Origin of the sequence: Sphingopyxis yananensis (genome assembly GCF_020687785.1) — a bacterium.
Classification (GTDB): domain Bacteria; phylum Pseudomonadota; class Alphaproteobacteria; order Sphingomonadales; family Sphingomonadaceae; genus Sphingopyxis; species Sphingopyxis yananensis.
On sequence record NZ_JAJEWI010000005.1, the window covers coordinates 575830 to 596626 of the forward strand.

Annotated in this window: 23 protein-coding genes and 1 tRNA gene; 10 read left to right on the forward strand and 14 right to left on the reverse strand. The window is 57.2% G+C overall.

Annotated elements, in window-relative coordinates; all coding sequences use genetic code 11:
* Positions 1–66: 66 nt before the first annotated feature.
* The 8 genes from LKO31_RS05295 to LKO31_RS05330 all read right to left on the reverse strand — a co-directional run bounded on the left by LKO31_RS05295 (position 67) and on the right by LKO31_RS05330 (position 7484).
* Complete coding sequence (locus LKO31_RS05295) at positions 67–561, reverse strand: disulfide bond formation protein B (RefSeq protein WP_227689097.1); 495 nt, start codon at positions 559–561, stop codon at positions 67–69.
* Between the two features lie 15 nt (positions 562–576).
* Entirely contained in the window at positions 577–1956 is a 1380-nt protein-coding gene (locus LKO31_RS05300) for a S41 family peptidase (RefSeq protein ID WP_227689098.1), read from the reverse strand.
* A 117-nt stretch (positions 1957–2073) separates the two neighbouring features.
* Positions 2074–3336 (reverse strand): murein hydrolase activator EnvC family protein, encoded by a 1263-nt coding sequence (locus LKO31_RS05305; protein WP_227689099.1) that lies wholly within the window; start codon positions 3334–3336, stop codon positions 2074–2076.
* Positions 3333–3761, reverse strand: a complete 429-nt coding sequence (locus LKO31_RS05310; protein ID WP_227689100.1) for a 23S rRNA (pseudouridine(1915)-N(3))-methyltransferase RlmH — start codon at positions 3759–3761, stop codon at positions 3333–3335. The genes LKO31_RS05305 and LKO31_RS05310 overlap by 4 nt, the downstream gene beginning before the upstream one ends.
* 191 nt (positions 3762–3952) lie before the next feature.
* A complete protein-coding gene (gene rsfS, locus LKO31_RS05315) occupies positions 3953–4372 on the reverse strand; it encodes a ribosome silencing factor (protein WP_227689101.1) in 420 nt (139 codons plus the stop codon).
* The gene (locus LKO31_RS05320; RefSeq protein WP_227689102.1) at positions 4369–5022 is read right to left on the reverse strand and encodes a nicotinate-nucleotide adenylyltransferase; all 654 of its coding nucleotides are present in this window, start codon (positions 5020–5022) and stop codon (positions 4369–4371) included. Before LKO31_RS05320 ends, rsfS begins: the two co-directional genes overlap by 4 nt.
* Before the next feature lie 19 nt (positions 5023–5041).
* Positions 5042–6325, reverse strand: a complete 1284-nt coding sequence (locus LKO31_RS05325; RefSeq protein ID WP_227689103.1) for a glutamate-5-semialdehyde dehydrogenase — start codon at positions 6323–6325, stop codon at positions 5042–5044.
* 238 nt (positions 6326–6563) lie between these two features.
* Positions 6564–7484, reverse strand: coding sequence for a crotonase/enoyl-CoA hydratase family protein (locus LKO31_RS05330; protein WP_227689104.1), 921 nt, complete (start codon positions 7482–7484; stop codon positions 6564–6566).
* A 326-nt stretch (positions 7485–7810) separates the two neighbouring features.
* Here LKO31_RS05330 and purC point away from each other — a divergent pair, with 326 nt between their 5' ends.
* Together purC and LKO31_RS05340 are read left to right on the forward strand one after the other, a co-directional pair.
* A complete protein-coding gene (purC, locus tag LKO31_RS05335) occupies positions 7811–8587 on the forward strand; it encodes a phosphoribosylaminoimidazolesuccinocarboxamide synthase (protein ID WP_227689105.1) in 777 nt (258 codons plus the stop codon).
* A 155-nt stretch (positions 8588–8742) separates the two neighbouring features.
* Positions 8743–11649 (forward strand): M16 family metallopeptidase, encoded by a 2907-nt coding sequence (locus LKO31_RS05340; protein ID WP_227689106.1) that lies wholly within the window; start codon positions 8743–8745, stop codon positions 11647–11649.
* 93 nt (positions 11650–11742) lie between these two features.
* On the opposite strand, the gene LKO31_RS05345 is transcribed toward LKO31_RS05340, so the two are convergent.
* Complete coding sequence (locus LKO31_RS05345) at positions 11743–12276, reverse strand: addiction module antidote protein (RefSeq protein WP_227689107.1); 534 nt, start codon at positions 12274–12276, stop codon at positions 11743–11745.
* 218 nt (positions 12277–12494) lie between these two features.
* Between LKO31_RS05345 and LKO31_RS05350 the strand changes: the two genes are divergently transcribed.
* The 3 genes from LKO31_RS05350 to LKO31_RS05360 all read left to right on the forward strand — a co-directional run bounded on the left by LKO31_RS05350 (position 12495) and on the right by LKO31_RS05360 (position 13991).
* Entirely contained in the window at positions 12495–12938 is a 444-nt protein-coding gene (locus tag LKO31_RS05350) for an acetyltransferase (protein ID WP_227689108.1), read from the forward strand.
* A gap of 255 nt (positions 12939–13193) precedes the next feature.
* Complete coding sequence (locus LKO31_RS05355; protein WP_227689593.1) at positions 13194–13535, forward strand: DMT family transporter; 342 nt, start codon at positions 13194–13196, stop codon at positions 13533–13535.
* A gap of 255 nt (positions 13536–13790) precedes the next feature.
* Positions 13791–13991, forward strand: a complete 201-nt coding sequence (locus LKO31_RS05360) for a hypothetical protein (RefSeq protein WP_227689109.1) — start codon at positions 13791–13793, stop codon at positions 13989–13991.
* Positions 13992–14128: 137 nt separating this feature from the next.
* On the opposite strand, the gene bfr is transcribed toward LKO31_RS05360, so the two are convergent.
* Together bfr and LKO31_RS05370 are read right to left on the reverse strand one after the other, a co-directional pair.
* Complete coding sequence (gene bfr, locus LKO31_RS05365) at positions 14129–14608, reverse strand: bacterioferritin (protein ID WP_227689110.1); 480 nt, start codon at positions 14606–14608, stop codon at positions 14129–14131.
* Between the two features lie 98 nt (positions 14609–14706).
* On the reverse strand, positions 14707–14880 hold the full coding sequence (locus LKO31_RS05370) for a (2Fe-2S)-binding protein (protein WP_227689111.1): 174 nt from the start codon (positions 14878–14880) through the stop codon (positions 14707–14709).
* 203 nt (positions 14881–15083) lie between these two features.
* On the opposite strand from LKO31_RS05370, the gene purS reads away from it, so the two are divergent.
* Positions 15084–15314 (forward strand): phosphoribosylformylglycinamidine synthase subunit PurS, encoded by a 231-nt coding sequence (gene purS, locus LKO31_RS05375; RefSeq protein ID WP_227689112.1) that lies wholly within the window; start codon positions 15084–15086, stop codon positions 15312–15314.
* A gap of 14 nt (positions 15315–15328) precedes the next feature.
* Positions 15329–15994, forward strand: a complete 666-nt coding sequence (purQ, locus tag LKO31_RS05380; RefSeq protein WP_227689113.1) for a phosphoribosylformylglycinamidine synthase subunit PurQ — start codon at positions 15329–15331, stop codon at positions 15992–15994.
* A gap of 108 nt (positions 15995–16102) precedes the next feature.
* Here the strand turns inward: purQ and LKO31_RS05385 are convergent, their stop codons facing one another.
* Together LKO31_RS05385 and LKO31_RS05390 are read right to left on the reverse strand one after the other, a co-directional pair.
* The gene (locus LKO31_RS05385) at positions 16103–16492 is read right to left on the reverse strand and encodes a hypothetical protein (protein WP_227689114.1); all 390 of its coding nucleotides are present in this window, start codon (positions 16490–16492) and stop codon (positions 16103–16105) included.
* A gap of 40 nt (positions 16493–16532) precedes the next feature.
* On the reverse strand, positions 16533–17309 hold the full coding sequence (locus LKO31_RS05390; RefSeq protein WP_227689115.1) for a queuosine precursor transporter: 777 nt from the start codon (positions 17307–17309) through the stop codon (positions 16533–16535).
* A 111-nt stretch (positions 17310–17420) separates the two neighbouring features.
* On the opposite strand from LKO31_RS05390, the gene LKO31_RS05395 reads away from it, so the two are divergent.
* Positions 17421–17497, forward strand: a tRNA-Arg gene (locus tag LKO31_RS05395).
* Between the two features lie 68 nt (positions 17498–17565).
* Here LKO31_RS05395 and LKO31_RS05400 read toward each other — a convergent pair.
* The gene (locus LKO31_RS05400; RefSeq protein WP_227689116.1) at positions 17566–18267 is read right to left on the reverse strand and encodes a VIT1/CCC1 transporter family protein; all 702 of its coding nucleotides are present in this window, start codon (positions 18265–18267) and stop codon (positions 17566–17568) included.
* A gap of 663 nt (positions 18268–18930) precedes the next feature.
* Between LKO31_RS05400 and LKO31_RS05405 the strand changes: the two genes are divergently transcribed.
* The gene (locus LKO31_RS05405) at positions 18931–19818 is read left to right on the forward strand and encodes an OmpA family protein (RefSeq protein ID WP_227689117.1); all 888 of its coding nucleotides are present in this window, start codon (positions 18931–18933) and stop codon (positions 19816–19818) included.
* A 200-nt stretch (positions 19819–20018) separates the two neighbouring features.
* A complete protein-coding gene (locus LKO31_RS15075; protein ID WP_227689118.1) occupies positions 20019–20786 on the forward strand; it encodes a transglutaminase-like cysteine peptidase in 768 nt (255 codons plus the stop codon).
* Positions 20787–20797 lie beyond the last annotated feature (11 nt).

Below are 20797 nucleotides of genomic sequence, written 5' to 3' on the forward strand. Positions count from 1 at the left end.
TGCTGGTCTTGCCAGCAAATGGATTGTCGGCAAGGGCCTTGTTTCTGCTGCTATGGGGTGACTGGCTCATGATGCAGATGTGCCCCCATTTTTCCACAAGCGCAAGATGATCAGCCCGCCCACGATGGACCCGATCATGTTCATTGCGGCCATGGAAATGCCAAAAAATTTCCATTGCGGTACATCACAGCGAATGACCGGCGCCGCCATAATGTCGGTCAGCGAAATCGGCCCGCTGGCCCCCGTGCTGCAACTGGTCAGCCCTTCCCAAAATCCTTGCTCGACGCCCCAGTGAAACAGGCCGATCAGCCCGCTGATGATCACCGCTACACCGGCCAGCAGCACCAGCAAGCGCGCCGCCGTCACGTTCGCGCGCAACAGCAAGGCCAGCAGGCCCAGCACAATGGCCGCTTGGTGGGGCCAACGCTGCCAATAGCACATCTCGCACGGATGCAGGCCAAAGCCATATTGCGCAATCAGGGCGCTGCCATACAGCGCGCAAGGCACCAATAAAGCCCAGAAAATCATGCTGTTGACGGTCGGCGCGGTCCGCAGGTTCATATCCTTCACCCCCGCTTATTGGCCGCGCGCCGCAGGGCGCTTGGCCACTTGCGCGGCCATGCTTTGTGGGCTGATGCGGCCAATCGTCTGCAACGCATAATGCATCTGATAATCGTCAACCCCCTTGGCCTTTAATTCGGCGGCGGTGGCGGTAAAGCGCGGGTCGGGCTTGCTATCCTTTTCCAAAACGCTGTTATCAATTTTCGCTTCGTTAATCAGGTGGCGGCGCAGGTCGCTTTCGCGGAACTGGGGCCGCGACGCATAATCGGGGTCCGACAATTGCGGCACGCGCAAATCAGGTTCAATCCCGCCTTCTTGCACGCTGCGTCCCGACGGCGTGTAATAACGGGCGGTGGTCAGGCGCAGCGCCGTCGTTTCGCTCAGCGGCAAGACGGTCTGAACCGACCCCTTGCCAAAGCTGCGCTCGCCCATCACCACGGCGCGGTGCTGGTCTTGCAGCGCGCCCGCCACAATTTCGGATGCCGACGCCGAGCCGGCGTCAATCAACACAATCACCGGCGCACCTTGGGCTACATCACCGGGCTGGGCGAAATAGCGTTCAATGTCGCTCTTGCGGCGACCGCGCTGGGAAACAATTTCGCCTTTTTCCAAGAAAATGTCGCTGACGCCCACGGCTTCGTCCAACAAACCGCCGGGGTTGGACCGCAAATCCAAAATCCAGCCGCGTGGTTTCTTGCCCATCGACTTTTCGACCGACGCCATCGCCGCTTCCAAATCGCGGGTGGCATTGGCGGAAAAGGATGTGATCGTCAGAATGCCGACGTCATTTTGCACTTCCCATTTTACTGGCTTCACATCAATAATTTCGCGGGTCAGCGTCATTTCCAGCGGTTTTTGCTGGCCTTCGCGCACTACGGTAATCGCCACGGTGGTGCCGGGGCGGCCGCGCATTTGCTCGACCGCTTCGTCCAGCGACATGCCGAATACCAACACTTTGTTGATGTGCGTAATATAATCGCCCGCTTTAATACCCGCACGGTCGGCAGGGGTGTCGGCGGTTGGCGCGATCACTTTCACCACGCCGTCTTCTTGCGTCACCGACAGGCCCAAGCCGCCATATTCGCCGTCCGTCTGGGTGCGCAATGTGGCAAATCCGCGCTCGTCCAAATATCCGCTATGCGGGTCCAGCGCCGCCAACATGCCGTTAATCGCGCCTTCAATCAGCTTGTCGTCGGCGACGGGTTCGACATAATTATTTTTCACTTCCAGAAAAATATTCATGAAGCGTTTGAATTCGGCGGTGGTCGATGCATCCACCTTGGCCATGGCGCCCGTTGCCAATGGCACCAGTGCCAGCGTGCTAAACGCGGCGGCGGCCTGCCAATAAGCAAAGCGGCGGCGGGGGGCCGAAGGGGTCTTCATCGAATCAGTCATGCCAATCTTTCCGTCATCACAGCGCGCGGCTGCTGAACTCACTATAAGGCCCTGTTTGCCAAGCTCCAACGCAATTGCGCGCGTCAGCGATGCTCTTTGCTGTGCAGGCGCGGATGTTCAACTAATCAAGGCCATAATATCGACAGGTTTGCCGCCTCGGCGCAATTCCACCAAAATGCTATCGCCCTGCGCCCCCGCACGGCCCAGCGGCGCGCCCGCGTCCAGCGTGTCGCCCACCGCAACCGACAGGGCGATCATCCCCGCGACCATCGAAATCCACCCGTCGCCATGGTCCAAAATGACAATTTTTCCATATCCGCGATATTCGCCAGCATAGCTGACGCGCCCATCCGCAGGGGCCACCAACTGCGCCCCTTGTCCCGCCATCATCTTGATACCGCGCGACCGAACGCCGCTGTCATCCACTTCGCCAAAGCCCGTCAGCACGCGGCCCACCACGGGCAAGCGATAGGCCCCTTTGGCGGGTGCGCGCCCGCTGGGCGGCGGCGGGGTGGCGGTGACGGGGGCATCAACATGGGCGGGGCGGGGCGGGGGACCGGCCAGCTCTGCCAAGGCTTGGCGTGTCTTGCTGTCATCTTCCAATGCCGACATCAGCGCGCTGATGTCGCGCGCCCGTTCCCCCAGCCCCAAGGCGCGGTCCGCCTCCATCCGCGCCGTGCTGGCTAATTGGCGGGCGCGGCTGCGGCCTTGCTGTTCCAATTTGGTCAGCACAGCCCGTTGTTCAGTGCGTTTCGTCTGCGCCGTTTCCAGCGCCACTATCTCGGTGTTTTGCTGTTGCAAAATCCCGCGCAGCGCCGCCAATTCGCGGCGCATCGACACGGATTTTTCTTCGACGACGGGGGTGATCGCTTCAATCACCGCGCGGGCATGGACCAGTTCGTCCAGCGACCCAGGCTGGGCCAGCACCGTCACCGGCGGGCGGCGGCTTAATTGCTGCAACAGCGCCGTTAATTCCATCAGCGGCTTTTGCTGGCGGGCCAGCTTGTCTTGTTGAACCGTTAAATTGCGGTTGATATCGGTCAGCTTGATTTGGGCGGCCTGAATATCCGCCTCGGCGGATTGAATGCGCGCTGCCACGGCCATCGCCTGAATCTTCAGCTTTTCGGCTTGGTCCTGCGCCTTGGCGGCTTCCTCTTCCAAGCTTTTGCTGCGCGCTATGGCTTCGGCGGATTGTTTTTGCGCGGCCAGCAAATCGCGCCGTTCTTGCCCCGCCAATTGATCAGGGTTGAAAATTTCTGCGCCGCTGCTGTTGGCGTTGCTGCGCCACATATGCACGCCGCCCCCAATTGCACCCGTCAAGGCCGCCGCCCCAAGGGCAATCCAAATGGCTTTTTTCGGGGCAGGGCGCGCCGGTTTCACTGACGCCCTTCGCGGTGATAGGGGTGGCCGGCAACGATGCTGGTGGCCCGCCACAATTGTTCGGCCAACATCGCCCGCGCCATCAAATGCGGCCATGTCGCACGGCCAAAGGCGATGATTTTGTCGGCCCCCTCGCGCTCGGCTGGGGTGAATCCATCGGCTGCGCCCAGGCAAAAGCGCGTTTCCCGCACCCCGCTGTCGCGCCATTTTTCCAGCAATCGGGCAAATTCCAGCGAGGACATTTGTTCGCCGCCCTCGTCCAGCAAGATGGTGCGGCCTTGGTCAACGGGCGCGGGCATTCGCCCGCCCGTATCGGGCAGTTCGGTGATTTTATGCGCCCATGTCACGCGCTTCATATATCGGTCGACCAGTTCGGCTTCTGGTCCTCGGCCAATACGTCCGCGTGCAATGATGTGTAACAACATGTCGCCCCGCTCTATGCGGCGGATGGAGGGAATATTTTGGGGCTAAACACCGCCAAATTCTATCATCCATCCATCAACCCACATCTATCATCATCTTGCTGCTGGCCCGCCCATGGACGGGTCAACCAGCCCGCACCCCCAGCAAGAGGGTGCGTCTGATATGGGTCACTAGCCTGTTCAGGCCAGATGCGTCAATTTGCGTATGGCGACATCGCAGGCGTAGCCGGCGGCGGCGGTGCATCGCCAAAGGACCACATGCGTTCCAGATTGTAAAAGCTGCGAACTTCGGGACGGAACAGGTGGACAATCACATCGCCTGCGTCGATCAAAACCCAATCGGCGTTGGGCAGTCCTTCGACACGAACAGGCTGACCTGTTTCTTGCTTAATCCGCTGGGCCAATTTGTCGGCAATCGCAGACACATGGCGCGTCGAACGGCCACTTGCGATTATCATATAATCGGCAATGTTGCTCTTTCCGGCAAGCGGGATGGAAATGGTTTCCTGTGCCTGATCCTCATCCAATTGGTGGAGGATCAATGCGTGAAGGGCTTCCACGCTGTCATTCAGAGGAGCGGCGCCGGGCGCGGCATCCTTACTGGCGGCTGTCAAGCTTTACCTTTCCTTTTGCCTAGGCCGAGCAATCGATGCGTAACCGGATCGCGGATAACGCGCCGAGCATAGTGTTCGAACCAGCGGGGGTCTGCCTGCCGTAATGTGGTTGCGGATCGCGCATCGGGCGAAAAACGCAGGAACACGAGGGCAGGGGTTCTCCAATTCGTCCAATGCAATTTCTGGTCAGCGGAACGGACATAAGGCCGCAGCCAGCCCATCGCCTGTGCGGCGTGGGTTCGGCCATTATAGCTTGGTCGCGCAATAATCGCAATCGGCATCAAATGGGCGATTCTGCGCCATTCCCGCCATTGCGGCAATTGCTGCAAATTATCTGCGCCCATGATCCAGATGAAACGACGATTCGGATATCGTCGCTGCAAGGCGGCCAAGGTATCAACCGTGTAACGGGTGCCCAATGTCTGTTCGATAGTGGTCGCCTTTATGGGCGACCGTCGGCTTTGGTCCTGCGCTGACGCGGCGCGTATGTGCAGAGGGGCCATTCCCGCCGCCGTCTTTAATGGATTGCCGGGGGACACCAACCACCATAGCTCGTCCAAGCCCAAGGCCTTCATGGCGTTCAGGCTGATGGCGCGGTGGCCGCCATGGGCAGGATTAAAGCTTCCGCCCAGCAATCCGGTGGTGATCATGGCTGGTCAGCCGTCAAGATCACGGACGCAATTGGCCCGTGCCGCGTACCTGCCACTTATAGGTGGTCAGCCCTTCCAACGCCACCGGACCCCGTGCATGCAATCGGCCCGTCGCAATGCCAATTTCCGCGCCCAAACCAAATTCGCCGCCATCGGCAAATTGGGTCGATGCATTGTGCATGACAATGGCGCTGTCCACTTCATTCAAGAAACGCGCGGCATGGTCGGCATTTTCGGTGATAATCGCATCGGTATGGCGGCTGCTGTGCCGGTCAATATGCGCCAGTGCGCCGTCCACCCCGTCGACGACGGCGATGGAAACAATGGCGTCCAGATATTCGCTATCCCAATCATTGGCATCGGCGGGCGTCACATGGGGGCTGATCGCCACCATATCCTTGTCACCGCGCACTTCGCAGCCAGCAGTCATCAAAGCGTTGACCACATCTTTTTTGGGGCCAAAGGCGCGGTCGATCAAAATGGTTTCCGTGGAACCGCAAATGCCCGTGCGGCGCATTTTGGCGTTCACCACCAAGGCGATGGCTTTTTCGGCGTCGGCATCACCGTCGATATAGCTGTGACAAATGCCGTCCAGATGCGCCAAGACTGGCACCCGCGCTTCGTCTTGCACGCGCTTCACCAGCCCCTTGCCGCCGCGCGGAATGATCATATCAATCACGCCTTGCGCCCGCAGCAATGCGCCTACCAAGGCGCGGTCTTGATCAGGGATTAACTGCACCGCCGCCGCAGGCAAGCCTGCTTCGCTGATGCCCGCTGCCAAGGCGGCCTCAATGGCGCGGTTGCTATTCACCGCTTCGCTGCCGCCGCGCAAAATCACGGCATTGCCCGACATCACGCCCAAGACAGCGGCATCGGCGGTCACATTGGGGCGGCTTTCGTAAATAATGCCAATAACGCCGACAGGCACACGGACGCGGCGCAAATGCAGGCCATTGGGGCGTACCGCTTCGTCGATGACAGCGCCAACAGGGTCATCCAATTTTGCCACCGCTTCGACCGCGTCGGCAATGCCTTCCAGCCGAACGTCATCCAGCCGCAGCCGATCGAGCAAGGCGCTGGTCAGGCCATTGGCCTTGCCCGCGTCCATATCTAGCGCGTTGGCGGCCAAGATTTGTGGGGCCTGTTCGCGCAGCTTGGCGGCGGCGGCCATCAAGGCAGCGGCTTTCTTGGCGGTTGGCGTCATCGCCAATATTTTGGCGGCAGCACGGGCCTTATGTCCCATTTCGGCGATCAAATCATCGGCATTGGGAAGCGGCGATTGGGAAACAGGCTTTACAGTCATAGCCACGCCCTATCATGCTTTGCATCTGCGATGAAAGCCCCGTTGCGAGCGGCCTTAGGGCGGTTTGCAGCATAGATCGCGATAGATTTCGCTGAACTGGCACGTCAGGCGGGATATTGTCTTTTCGACTGAAAGCGTTGCCCCTGATCGGCACCAGCGATTAACCGGGGCCCATAAAAAAGGGACGGCAGATTGCCCCTGCCGTCCCCTAGAATCGGATTGTTCAATAAACGGCCCTTTAATAAGGCGGCATATCCTCAAATTCCGCGAAATAAGGATAGTCGGCGGCGACACTGGCTTGGAAATTCGGTTCCCGCTTTTCCAAAAAGCTCATCACCCCTTCGGCCGCATCGGGGCTGCGCCCACGCGAAAAAATCACACGGCTGTCCCAGCGGTGTGCGCTCATGGGGTGCGGCGCACCCAACATCCGCCACATCATATGACGGGTCAGGGCGATGGAAACAGGCGCGCTATGCTGCGTCATTTCGCGGGCCTTAGCGATGGCGGCGTCCACCAAAGTTCCGGGTTCGTGCAGCGATTGCACCAATCCTTTTTCCAACGCTTCTTCCGCGCCAATCAAGCGGCCGGAATAGCATAGGTCCACCGCATTGGTAATGCCAATCAAGCGGGGCAGGAACCAGCTTGATGCCGCTTCGGGCACAATGCCGCGCCGTGCGAACACAAATCCGAAACGGGCGTTGGTGCTGGCCAAGCGGGCATCCATTGGCAGGGTCATCGTCACGCCAATGCCCACCGCTGCGCCATTGATCGCGCCCAATACGGGTTTTTTCGATTCGAAAATTCGCATCGACACACGGCCACCGCCATCGCGGATCAGCGGGTGGGTCCAATCAATGGTGCCGTCATCCGCCACAGGGCTGGCGGGTGTGCCATCGGGCAGAAGTTCCTGCTTGTCGGTGCGACTATCATAATTAAATGTTTCCGCGCCGCTGCCCAAATCCGCGCCAGCGCAATAAGCACGGTCGCCCGAACCGGTAAATACCACCGCCCGCACGGCATCATCGGCATCGCATTCGTCCAGCGCGGCGATGATTTCGGCCATCATCTGGCCGGTAAAAGCATTCATATTATCAGGGCGATGCAATGTTAAAATCGCGATGCCGTCTTGCTTATCGAGGCGAATCTGCTCGAAACTCATATCTCTCTCCCATCTTGTTGCATTGCTTTTTGCAACGGAATGCAACGGAAGCAAGCCGAGAGGGGGATTCTGCGCAAATATAAACCCTTTTTCCGGTCCTTGGTCCCAATCAACAGACAGAAATTCATGGATTTAGCCGGCCATGATGGTGCGCGCAGGGCCATGTGCATCAGCTTTTTTATGCTCGCCGGCACTTGTGCGTTTAACGGATGATGACGTGGGACCGCTTTATCGCTATGGGACAGCGACGTCGCCCCGTCATCGCATCTCGTCGTTGAGTCGCTATGACGGGGCTTATATTTTGGTTCGACAGAAAGATTGCGCCCATGGCCCGTCGCCGCCAGATTTATGAAGGCAAAGCCAAGATCCTGTATGAGGGTCCCGAACCCGGCACGCTCATTCAATATTTCAAGGACGATGCCACTGCGTTCAACGCACAAAAACGTGGCACCATCAACGGCAAGGGCGTGCTGAATAACCGTATTTCCGAACATGTGTTTACCATGCTCGGCAACATCGGCGTTCCCCATCATTTCATTCGCCGTTTGAACATGCGCGAACAATTGATCCGTCAGGTGGAAATTGTTCCCATCGAAGTGGTGGTGCGCAACGTCGCAGCTGGATCTCTGACCAAGCGTCTGGGCGTCGAAGAGGGCACGCAATTGCCCCGCACCTTGATCGAATATTGCTATAAGGATGACGCCTTGGGTGACCCCTTGGTCGCCGAAGAACATATCGCCTGCTTCAACTGGTGCACGCAGGAAGAACTGCATGACATCCAAGACATGGCCATCCGTATCAATGACTTCATGAGCGGCATGTTCGCTGCTGTTGGCATTCGTCTGGTGGACTTTAAGCTGGAATTTGGCCGTCATTATGATGGCGATTTCAGCCGCATCATCTTGGCCGACGAAATCAGCCCCGATGGTTGCCGCCTGTGGGATATGGCCACCGGCGAAAAGATGGACAAGGACCGTTTCCGCCGCGATTTGGGCGGTGAAGTCGAAGCCTATCAAGAAGTGGCGCGCCGTTTGGGCTTGATGCCCGAAAATGAAGAAACCGCGATCCTTGATCTGGATAGCCACCGCAAAAAGAAAAGCTAAGCAAGCCGCCCTTGCGGCGCACGATGCAGCAAAAATAAGGGACGGGTGGCGGTGATGCCATCCGTCCCTTATTGTATTTTAAGCCTTGTTTTCCATCGCTTGGCGCGCCGTAATCGCTGCTTGACCTGATGCAGGCAAGCGTCCACTTTCGGCCTATGAAAGCTATTTATTTCCGCCGCCTGTCGCTGGCGCTTTCGCCCTTTGCCTTGCTGGCCGTCACCATTTCCCCGCCGCTCCGCGCCGCATCGGCTGACAATAGCGCCCAACAGCCCGTCAATCCGCAAAGCGACGCCGCGCGCGCTTGGAAATTCGCCAACAGCGATGTGGTCGCCGACCCGGCTGTTTTGTTCGGTGTAATGCCCAACGGCATGAAATATGCCATTTTGAAAAACGACACGCCGAAAAATAATATTTCCCTGCGGATGCATGTCAACATCGGCAGTCTGGCCGAGGCGGAGGACCAACGCGGCCTCGCGCATTTCTTGGAACATATGGCCTTCAACGGCAGCAAATCTATTCCAGAAGGTGAAATGATCAAGCTGTTGGAACGCAAGGGTTTAGCCTTTGGCGCGGACACCAACGCTTCGACCGGCTTTGACGCCACAGAATTTAAGCTGGATCTGCCCCAAGGCACGGACGATCTGATCGACACCGGCCTGATGCTGATGCGCGAAACCGCCAGCGAACTGACCATTGCGCCCGATGCCGTCAACCGTGAACGCGGTATCATCCTGTCCGAACGCCGCGCGCGCGACACTTATGCCCTGCGCAATTTGGTGGAGCAATTTGGCTTTCTATATCATGGCATGACTTTGGTTGACCGGATGCCCATCGGCACCGAAGCGGTCATTCGTAACGCCCCCGCCCAGCGCCTGCGCGATTTTTACACTGATTATTACCGCCCCGAACGCACCACCTTAATTGTGGTCGGCGATATGGATGCTGCGGCCATGGAGACCAAGATCAAGGCCCGCTTTGCCGACTGGAAACCCGCTGGCAAGGGCGCGCCCGATCCTGATTTGGGTTCGCTGGATTTTAAACGTCCCTTGGCCGCCGATATTTTTGTCGACCCCGCCATTCAGGATGTGGTGTCGATCAACTATCTGCGCCCCTACCGCAACGAGGCCGACAGCATCGCCAAGCGCAGCCGCTTGGTCTTGGAAAATATCGGCCAAAACATCATCTCGCGCCGCTTCGCCAAAGTGGCGGCGGGCGAAGACGCGGCGATTTTGGGCGGCAGCATCGGCGAAAGCAGCGGTTGGAAACGCTTCACCCAATTCTCCCTCGCTGCCGCCGCGCGCGAAGGGGAATGGCAGGCCGCGCTGGCTTTGCTGGAACAAGAACAACGCCGCATCGCGCAATTTGATGTGACAGAGGCAGAGGTTCAGGAACAACTCGCCAATCAACGCACCGCGCTGCGCAACGCCGTGGCCAATGCTAGCACAAGGCGCAGCCAGTCTTTGGCCGATGCCTTGATCTCCGCCGTGCAAAATGAGCATGTGTTCGCCCATCCCGAACAATCGCTGGCCCTGTTGGAACGGCTAGAGCCTCAGATTACCGCCCGCAGCGTCACCGACGCACTGCGCGCCCAAATGCAAGGCTTGGGTGAACCGCTGATCCGCATCACCTCCAAACAGGCGATTGCGGGCGAAGAGGCGGCGGTGTTGGCCGCTTACCAAGCCTCCAAAGCGGTGCCTGTCATCGCCGCCGAAAATAAAGCGGTGCCGACCTTCGCTTATGACAAAATCGGCAAGGCCGGTAAAATTGTGCATGATGAACGGGTGGCCGACCTTGGCATTCGCCGCATCCGCTTTGCCAATGGCGTCATGCTGAACATTAAACAAACGGAATTCCAAAAGGACCGCGTCGCCATTTCGATGCGCGTCGATGGCGGCACCCTCATGGCCACCCGCGACGACCCGACCCGTGTGGCTTTGGCTGCGTCTTTGGCGATTGGCGGGCTGCAAGCACACAGCTTTGACGATCTGCGCAGCATCTTTGCGGGCCGCACCATCAGCCCCGCTTTTGGCATGTCTGCCGACAGTTTCGGCGGCACCGCGACGACCACGCCGCAAGACTTGGCACTGCAAGCCAAGGTCATGGCCGCCTATCTGCTCCACCCCGGTTACCGCGCCGATGGGTTGGCGATGATGCGCCGCGTCTTCCCACAACAATATGCCGCGATGGACGCTACACCTGCCGCTGTCATTGGCCGCGATCAAGACGCGATTTTGACGGGCCAAGACCCGCGCATGCTGACCCCCAGCCTTGAAAAAATGATGTCGTTGGACTGGAAAAGTCTAGCTCCCGTCATCGCGGACAATCTGCAACATGGCGCGGTGGAAATCGGCATTGTCGGCGATGTTGACGAAGCCGCCGCAATCAAGGCGATTGCCGACAGCTTTGGTGCCTTGCCCAAGCGCCGCGCGCAATTCGACCCGCGCACATCGGCGCGCGACATTGCTTTCACCACCGACTTTGGCGAAAAAACGCTGATCCACAAAGGCCCCGCCGACCAAGCCGATGTGCGCGTCCATTGGCCCGCCCGCGACGATAGCGATCTGGCTGAATCGCAGCAGTTGCAACTGCTCGGACGGGTGCTGTCCCTGAAACTGCTGGAGGAGATTCGCGAGAAATTGGGCGAAAGCTACAGCCCCAGTGCGGGGGTCAGCCTGTCGAGCATCTATCCCAATTTTGGCCGCATCAGCGTCGCTAGCAATGTCGATGCCAGTCAAATTGAACCGACCAAAGCCGCCATCTTTGCCATTGCCAAGGAATTGCGCGAACAGCCCATCGACGAAGATCTGCTGGACCGCGCCCGTAAACCGTTGATGGAAGCCAGCGCCAAGGCGCGGCGCGAAAATAATTATTGGCTGGGCTATGTCAGCATCGCATCCAGCAAGCCCGAACGCTTGGACCGCATCAACAAGGCCGAAGCCGAATTGCTGAAAACCACCCCCGCCGACATCCAGCGCCTTGCCCAGCGCTATTTTCTGGATGACAAGGCTGTGGTGATCAAAGCGGTCAGCGACAAATATCAACCTGCGGCTGCGGCAAAATAAATGGGCAAATGGGGGCAGGCGGCTGGCTTGGTCCCGTCCCCCAAAATCTCGGCCGATGCTCGTGTTACGGGCGCAGGCTGCGCACCATAGTGCTTAGTGGAAATGCGGCGGCGCAATGCGCAGGAAATTTTGGATACAAGCGAACAACATATCGCGTTCGTCACCGTTCAGCATTTCGGCGCTCATCTGATCAAAGCTGAACCGATCGCCAAAGAAGGTCGCGCTGACCATCGCCGCGAACAGCGCCTCATCAAAGCTCACCCGCGAACAGCAAGGCGGGGCAATGGCAAAGGGGTCGGGCCAAATATGGCCAATCGCCTCGATCAACACCGACAAGCGGCGGGCCGCCATCGGGTTGCCCCAGCGGCGGGCCAATTGCGGTACAGGGTCATGCCCCGTCTTGCGGCACAAAATGGCATAACGCAGCGCCACGACGGTCTGCGCGGCCAATGGGTTGAGGTCGCGAACAAGGGGCTGGGCACTCAGCAGGTTGGTTAATGTCTTGCTTTCCATATCGCCTCTTTCTCGCATCATCTGGCTACGGCGGCGGGTCGGGCAGCAGCTTTCATTGCCGACCAAAGCATTCCCTTCATCCGATTCCATCAGGGGGAAAAAGATGCCGGTCATCAATTTGATGACCGGCAGGAGGGGACTGCCTCATCTTGCTAATGAGAATGACTCTCAAACTCAAATGAAAAATGCTCCACCTCACAAATTATTTTACGATCGGCAGAAAACCGTGGATATATGCTGTCCCTTTCACCCCCGCTGCCATATCATCCCGCAAATTTTGCTATTTCAAATACCCGCTTGAAATCCCATGCGTCGCTTGGCTAAGCATGATCATGGGTAAATTTAGAACATCGACCGCCGCAGATTTCCCTCAGATCATGCACGTCTGGCGCAGCGCGGTTGACGCCACGCATGACTTCCTCTCGCCGGTCGACAGGCTAGCTATCGAAGAGGAGCTTTTGGCTTTTTTCCCGACCATCAGCTTGCAACTTGCGGTGGATGATCGCGATAGGCCGCAGGGCTTTATGTTCCTGCACGGCGGGCATTTAGAAGCGCTTTTTATCCATCCAGACTGTCACGGCCAAGGCATTGGCAAAGCGTTTGTCGTTCAAGCGGTCGCCGATCATCCCGACCTGACGGTCGATGTGAATGAGCAGAATATCGCGGCAATGGGATTTTACGAACATTTGGGGTTTGAACCGATTGGCCGTTCAGAATTGGACGGGCAGGGAAGGGCTTATCCGCTCATCCATCTGCGATTCCGCGCGCCGTCCTAGAAATGGCTCAACCATGGCCGTTCCCGCGATTTTCGCGATGGGGATCTGTCGGGAACAGCCCGCCGCCATATCACTGCCGTCACGCCCGCGCTCTGCACGTGACACGCCAGTTCAATCGGTTTATGCGCGATCTGCCGAGAATAGAGTAGCAGGCTGGTATCTCCTGCGCCCCACTGAGGGTTCTTCTCCGCCGCGGCGTCAACCTGTTTCTCTCAGGCGGCGCATCATGGTTCCCATATGCGTTTCCTGCCCATAATGGAGCGCGACGTGAATTATCTCTATCTCGCTATCGCTATCGTTTCGGAAGTTATTGCGACAAGTTTCATGAAGGAAAGCAATGGATTTACCAAGCTCGTCCCCAGTTTGGTTACCGTCATCGGATATGGCGTGGCTTTTTATTGCCTTTCCCTAACTTTGCGGACCATCCCAACGGGCATAGCCTATGCCATATGGTCGGGGCTCGGTATCGTGTTAATCTCTGGCATTGCTTGGCTGTTTCAGGGCCAAAAGCTGGATGTCGCGACGATGATCGGGATGGGGCTGATCGTGTCCGGGGTCATTGTGATGAACCTATTTTCGACATCGCTGGCCCATTAAATTTTATTTGGTCTGGCTTGTCCGTTTGGTCCGACAGGGTAGGTCGAGGCTTTCTTGTTCTGCCAATAGGCAGGATGGAAGCGCATCGCTTATCTGCGCCATTGATCATGACTGGCGACACCGCCTAGCATGTTTCATGGGATGCACGGGGCACGGCACATGATCAGCATTTTATTCCTCATATCTTGCATATTGCTGTTGGTCGGTTCGGCTTGGCCGTTCACCATCGCGCTTGGGAGGTTGGGGCGGGGGCGCATGAAATTGCTGCCGTTCCTGATTGGCGGCGGGGCGCTTCCCTTCGCTTTGATAGCCTATGCTATTTGGCTCATCCATTTTGCAGGCGCATCGCAAGATCCAAATGATATCAATGGAATTACGGTATTTTTTCTGCTGTTTTTGCCTGTAATTTTGCTCCCCTTTAGCTATATTGTTGCTTGGAAAGCCGCTGGCAAATAACCGGCTGATATTATCGGGGCTAGGGGGCCTTACCGCTGACATGGCTGGGCGGTGACAGGATATGGTCTGTATCGCGCACATAAAAAAGGGTGCCACCCGCCATGGGGGCACCCTTTGCTGTCACCAATATTGGCTGTTTATTCCGCGACGGGGCGCGATTGCAGTTGGATGTAATTTTCCAGACCCATGCGCTGAATCATCTCAAACTGCTTTTCCAGCTCGTCGACATGATGTTCTTCGCTGCGCAAAATATCGGCAAATAAATCGCGGCTGCCATAATCGCGGACGCTTTCCGAATATTCTATGGCATCGCGCAGCAGGGGAATCGCTTCATTCTCAATCGCCAAGTCGGCGTGAAGAATTTCCTCCACCGTTTCGCCTACGCGCAAACGGCCCAGCAATTGGAAGTTGGGCAGGCCGCCCAAAAACAAAATGCGGTCGGCCAAACGGTCGGCATGTTTCATTTCGTCAATGGATTCTTCGCGCTCAAAGGCGGCCAAGCGCGTCACGCCCCAATTGTCGAGCAAGCGATAATGCAGCCAATATTGGTTGATCGCGGTCAGCTCATTCTTGAGTGCCTCGTTCAAAAACTCGATGACTTTGGCGTCGCCCTTCATGGTCGTTTTCCATCTTGTAACTGGTGTTTATCGTGGCGCCTTTATAGGCGCTCTTGCCGAATCAATCCAGTTCAAAAATGGCGGAAAACTAAGGGAAATTAACCCTCTGCGTCCAGCTCGCTGATGATATTGCGAGCGAATGGCAGGCACTGACCACATTTGGGTTTGCGACCCATTTGCGCATAAGCTGCCTTTGCACACCGCAAGCCGCCACTTCGCGCCACGTCGCGCAAGTCACGTTCTTTAATTGCGTTGCAGACACAAACAACCATGTGCGAATCCTTCTCAATAACCCTCTGTTACGGCTAGTGCGAAATATTCGCAACAAGAAATTTGCGAATGGCTCGCATTTTTATCGGATGCAATTTGCACGGCATATTTCGGCGCTTTTGGCGCTTGCCCCTTGCCCGTCATCTGATTCGCGGGCATAGGCGCGCCATATATCCCGCCCCCCTAATGAAAAGGCACCGCCCCCATGAAAGTGAATGTCTATGTGACGCTCAAGCCGGGTGTTCTCGATCCCCAAGGCAAGGCTATCCACCATGCGTTGGAAGGTCTGGGTTTCGAAGGTGTATCGGACGTGCGCGCAGGTCGCTTCATTGAACTGGACGTCGCCGACACTATATCGGATGCTGATCTGGATGCGATGTGCGCCAAGTTGCTGGCCAACACCGTGATCGAAAATTATCGCATCGAACGTCCCTGAAAGGGAGAGTGTCCATGAAAACCGCTGTCATTGTATTCCCCGGCTCCAATTGCGACCGCGATATGGCCGTGGCGTTGGAACAGGTTACGGGCCGCGCCCCGTCCATGGTTTGGCACCGCGACACGGACTTGCCGGATGGTGTTGACTTTATCGCGCTGCCTGGTGGTTTCTCTTATGGTGACTATCTGCGTTCCGGCGCAATGGCGGCTCGCTCCCCCATCCTTCAGGCCGTGACCGCTGCTGCGGCGCGCGGTGTGCCGGTTCTGGGCGTGTGCAACGGCTTTCAGGTCCTGACGGAGGCACAATTGCTGCCCGGCGCGTTGATGCGCAACGCCGGACTGAACTTCATTTGCCGGACGGTGGGCTTGACGGTCGAAAATGATCGTTCGCTATTCACCTCGGCCTATCAAGCGGGCGAAACGCTGAATATCCCCGTCGCCCACCATGATGGCAATTTCTTTGCTGACAGCGATACGCTCGACCGTATCGAAGGCGAGGGCCGCGTGGCGTTCCGCTATGCCGAAACCGTCAATGGTTCGGCGCGCAACATCGCGGGCGTGCTCAACGAGGCTGGCAATGTGCTGGGCATGATGCCGCACCCCGAACGGGCGATTGACGTGGCGCATGGCGGCACGGACGGTCTGCGCTTGTTCGAAGCGGCCCTGCGCGTCTTGGCCTAAACAGGCTCTACCAGCGATGGTTTATGAACAGGCCCTGCGCGACCATGCGCGGGGCCTGTTCTTATGGCCCAAGCCCTTGGGAAGGCATCTCCTTAGGAAGTCAGATCCTTAAGAAGAAGGCGATTCCGTTATATCGGCATCATCTGTGCCAAGCTGCGGCGTCCTGCGCCGGTGCCAATCATCGGCCAGCGTCAAAATAATCGGCCAGACACAGGTGTTGAACAGGTCGGACAGATGATCGGGCCAGTCACAGGCTTTGCGGATGCTGAGTTCGTAAATATGATCCCAAATCTCCGCGCCCAGCGCGATGGCGACCACCAACCCCAAGGCGGCCCATGCGCCGCGCCGCCCGCGCAGCATCACCCATGCCGCGAAAAAGATCAGCAACCCAAAATGAATGTGCAAAGCATCGCGCTGAAAACCCAAAAACGCCACAAGGATGTTTTTGACATCGCCAAAACTATGGGCGCTCAGCAGGGCGATCGTCATCATCGCCATGCCGCACAACCTTCGGCGCGTACAATAGCCGCGCTATACCTCATAGCTTCGCCTGAAAGGGCGAGAAATTCGTCCCTTCATCATAAACATCAATGCCCTCGCGCCGTTTCAGCACATGCACCGCCCAATAAGTAAAGGGCGTCAGCAAGGCCTCCCAACCCGATTTGATCAGCCATTGCGACACGATGACTTGCCACAATTGTTCGGGTGGCCACCCAGCCAAGCCATAAAAGGCCAGCGGATAGAATAATAGGCTGTCCAAGCCTTGACCAACGATGGTGCTACCAATGGTGCGCGCCCATAAATGCTTGCCTTTGGTCCATATTTTCATGCGGGCCAACACATAGCTATTGGCAAATTCCCCAGCCCAAAAAGCAGTCATCGACGCCGCAACAATGCGCCAGCTATTGCCGAACACAAATTCATAGCTTTCTTGCCCCGGCCACCCCGCCGCAGGGGGCAGGGACACCACGACCCACGCCATGAAGGCCATGAACAACAAGGCCGCAAAGCCCGTCCAAATCACCCGCCGCGCACGGGCATAGCCATAAACCTCGGTCAGCACGTCGCCCAAAATATAACCGATGGGAAAGAATAGCACGCCCGCGCCAAAGGCCCATTGGCTGCCATCGGGCAGGGGGATATAGCTGGGCTTTGACGCGCCAATGATGTTGGACAACAGCAAGATGGTCACAAATGCCGCCATCACAAAATCATAATAACGCAGCTGTCCAATGGCTGACGCGGAAATGGCAACAGGCTGATCGGCTGCCGACTGGCCCTCTGCTGGGTTCGGGAATTGGCTGTGGCTAGACATAGGCCCATGCTTAACCCGCTTTTTGGAACAGGCAATGGTGGGTTTGACTTGCCATCCCCGCCCTTATGGCGCTAGCGAGCAACTGTCTGGCGCATCTAGCCACGACATCGCGGCCCCGTAGCTCAGCTGGATAGAGCACTCGCCTTCTAAGCGAGTGGTCGCAGGTTCGAATCCTGCCGGGGTCGCCATTTGGCTTTTCAACCTCGATTGCGCCGCCTGCGCGGCACCTTATCGTTGCAGCGCGGACCTCAGCAGATCACACGGCCGTGCCGAACAAGCTGCCAATGGCCGCCGTCAGGCCCATGGCGAAGGCCCCCCAAAATGTTACGCGCAGGGTCGCTCGTCCTATTTTGGCGCGTCCCGCTTTCGCCGCCACGCCGCCCAGCAGGGCCAGCGACACCAGCGAAGCAGCCGCCACGCCGCCTAGAATCTGTTCCTGCGGCACCATGATAGCGGTCAAAAGCGGCACCGCTGCCCCTACAGAAAATGTCGCGGCAGAGGTCGCTGCCGCCTGAAGCGGTCGGGCCGACATCGCCTCGGAAATGCCCAGTTCGTCGCGGGCATGGGCACCCAAAGCGTCATGGGCCATTAATTGGGCGGCAACCTCACGGGCTAAGTCGGGCTTTACGCCCCGCGCGACATAGATATGGGCCAATTCCGCCAGCTCAAACTCTGGCTGCGCCGCCAATTCGGATTTTTCGCGCTCTAGGTCGGCTCGCTCGGAATCGGCTTGCGAACTGACGGAGACATATTCGCCGGCGGCCATCGACATCGCCCCCGCCACCAAACCGGCCCCGCCGGCAATTAAGATGTCGGCTTGTGATGTGGCGGCTGCGGCTACGCCGACGATCAGGCTGGCCGTGGAAACAATCCCGTCATTGGCACCCAAAACCGCCGCGCGTAGCCATCCAACGCGGTCCACGCTGTGGGTTTCCGAATGCGTATGAAGGCGCGACATAGGGTGTCCTTTCGAGCGGAGCGAGGGTTTCCGGGCGCATCATCAGCATAGAATGGCAGCAATCCACCCATCGTCCAATATTGAACGTAAATTTCGCCCTAGCAAGCGCGCAAGCGCAGCTCCTTTTTTAAAAGGTCGGGTCAACAGCTGATGGAAAGCATGTGGGGAATCAGTCTGAAAGCCAACAAGCCCCCGACTATGCCGTGTTAGACTTTCTATGCAACGGGACGGGGAGGGCTGACGGCGGTTCTATTGCCATCAATTCGATTTCTAAATGAAATAATGGTTCAATATTTGATGTTTATCCGTTGGTAATCGGATCCCGGCGGATCGACAGAGTGAAATCAGTTTCGCTTATTTCATGCGCTTAACGTAATAATATTACAGAAGAAATGGCAACGGGAAAAATGAATTTACCTCGGTTCACCGCAAGACCTGCTCCGTCCGGCGGTTGATGAACGGGGTTTGTCTATGCTGTTCATCTTGCAGAAAGCTTTGGCTGAACAGGCAGCGTCTGTGACGTAAATAAGCTGCTTCGGCGGCCTGTTTCGGCAGCGCCAAACTGCGGGGGGAACTGACAGCCAGATTGCGATCATCGCAAAGCTTTCAGACCGACATTTGGAACAAGCGGCCTTCATTGGCCGAATTGGAAGGAGAAGCGCTATGCGCGCGAAAAATTTCACCTCAAAAAGCGCCTCTATGGCGCTGGCCATGGCTGCGTTCGGCGCATCTTCGGCTCCCCTATGGGCGCAACAGGGCAGTGCACCCGATAGTGACGTCATGACGACCGTTTATGGCACCCAAACCATCGATCCAGCATCCATGACCAAGGGGCCAGAGGTAAAGGGGATTATCTCGGCACGCAGCGGCAATCAGATTCAAGTTACCAGCGAAGATGGCCAGAATATTTTGGTGGCGGTAACCGACACCACGAAAATTCGCGGCAAGGGCGGGTTCTTGGGCGTTGGTTCCAACAAATTGGCCGCGGACGCCTTGTTAAATGGTCTGCCCGTTACCATTGAAACGCTACAGGGGGGCGGTGCGCTGGTGGCGGATGAAATCCGTTTGGCGAACAAGGATCTGAAAGTTGCGTCGATGATCCGCAGCGGCACCAACCAGCGCTTTGAAGAACAAGCTGCTGCGACCGAGGCTCTGCGTGGCCGCATGGGCGACATCGACAAATATAATATCAAAAGCACGACCAGCGTCTATTTTGACACTGGTAAATCGAATCTGTCACCCAATGCGCAGCAAGAATTATGCGCTACCGCTACGACCGCCGATGGCATTGACAATGCCTTGTTATTGGTCGTTGGCTATACCGACAGCACCGGCGACGCAGACTTCAACCAAACACTCAGCGAAAAGCGCGCATCGCGTGTCGTGAACTACTTGCAGCAAGCCTGTGGTTGGAAGCCCTATCGGATGTTGACCCCCACTGGCATGGCATCGGCGGACCCACAAGCCAGCAATGACACCCATGAAGGCAAGGCGCAAAATCGCCGTGTGTCGGTGAATGTGCTGGTCAGCAAGGGACTAGACGGCATTTAACGCCATAGCTTTGGTTGATGGGGCGGCGGTGCGGGGTGGATGCCGCCGACCCCATTGATTCACAGTATCAAATTGTTAACCACTATAAATATAGTGCAAAAATCACTGCGAAGTTGATTTTTGTATCAAATCCATGCAGCCGATCGTCGCTATAGCTATATGCTATAACAAAAATTGTTTCGGAACGGTAGAGACGCTGCGTGACCCATATCCCCCGATTCACTTCTCGGCCACAGCCAACCGCTCTGCAAATCGCACGCCCTGTCACAGGCGATACGCCCCCGCGTCTGTCGGATCTTTTATCTTATCAGATGCATCGGTTAATCGACTGGATTGATGGCGTAAATCCCTTGGCGGCTTTGTTGGCCGTCATTTTGATTGCGATTGGCAGCTGCTTTGCTTTGACATCGGAATATCCCAATCGCGTGCCCGATCTGTTTGGGACGTCGGGTGTTCGCATCAAAAACACACCCTATAATGCCAAATGGGCGCGGGCGGCCCAACCCGTCACGCACGAAGCGGCCTTGCCGATCTTGATGCAGGCCCAACGCGCGACCAATGATCTGCAACGGCTGCAAATGGTGCAGCAAGCTGTGTTCGAACAAATTCGCTACCGCGAGGACCGCGATCTATATGGAACAGAAGATTATTGGGCCACGCCCAATGAAACGCTGCGCCATATGGCGGGGGACTGCGAAGATGTTGCGATTTTGAAACGGGCTTTGTTGTTGCGTCTTGGCATCGCTGCGGACCAGATGTTTCTGACTGTCGGCTATGATCTGGCGTTTCGTACCGGCCATGCGGTGCTCGTCGTGCGGCTAGGCCAGCGGCATTATGTTTTGGATGAGTCCACCGGATCCTTGATTGATGATCAAAAATTGGTCGATTTTCGTCCGGTCGTGACCATGACGTCCCAATATTCGTGGATACATGCCGAACGAAGCGCGCCCATTTTGGCTGCGAAATAAAGGGCATATCG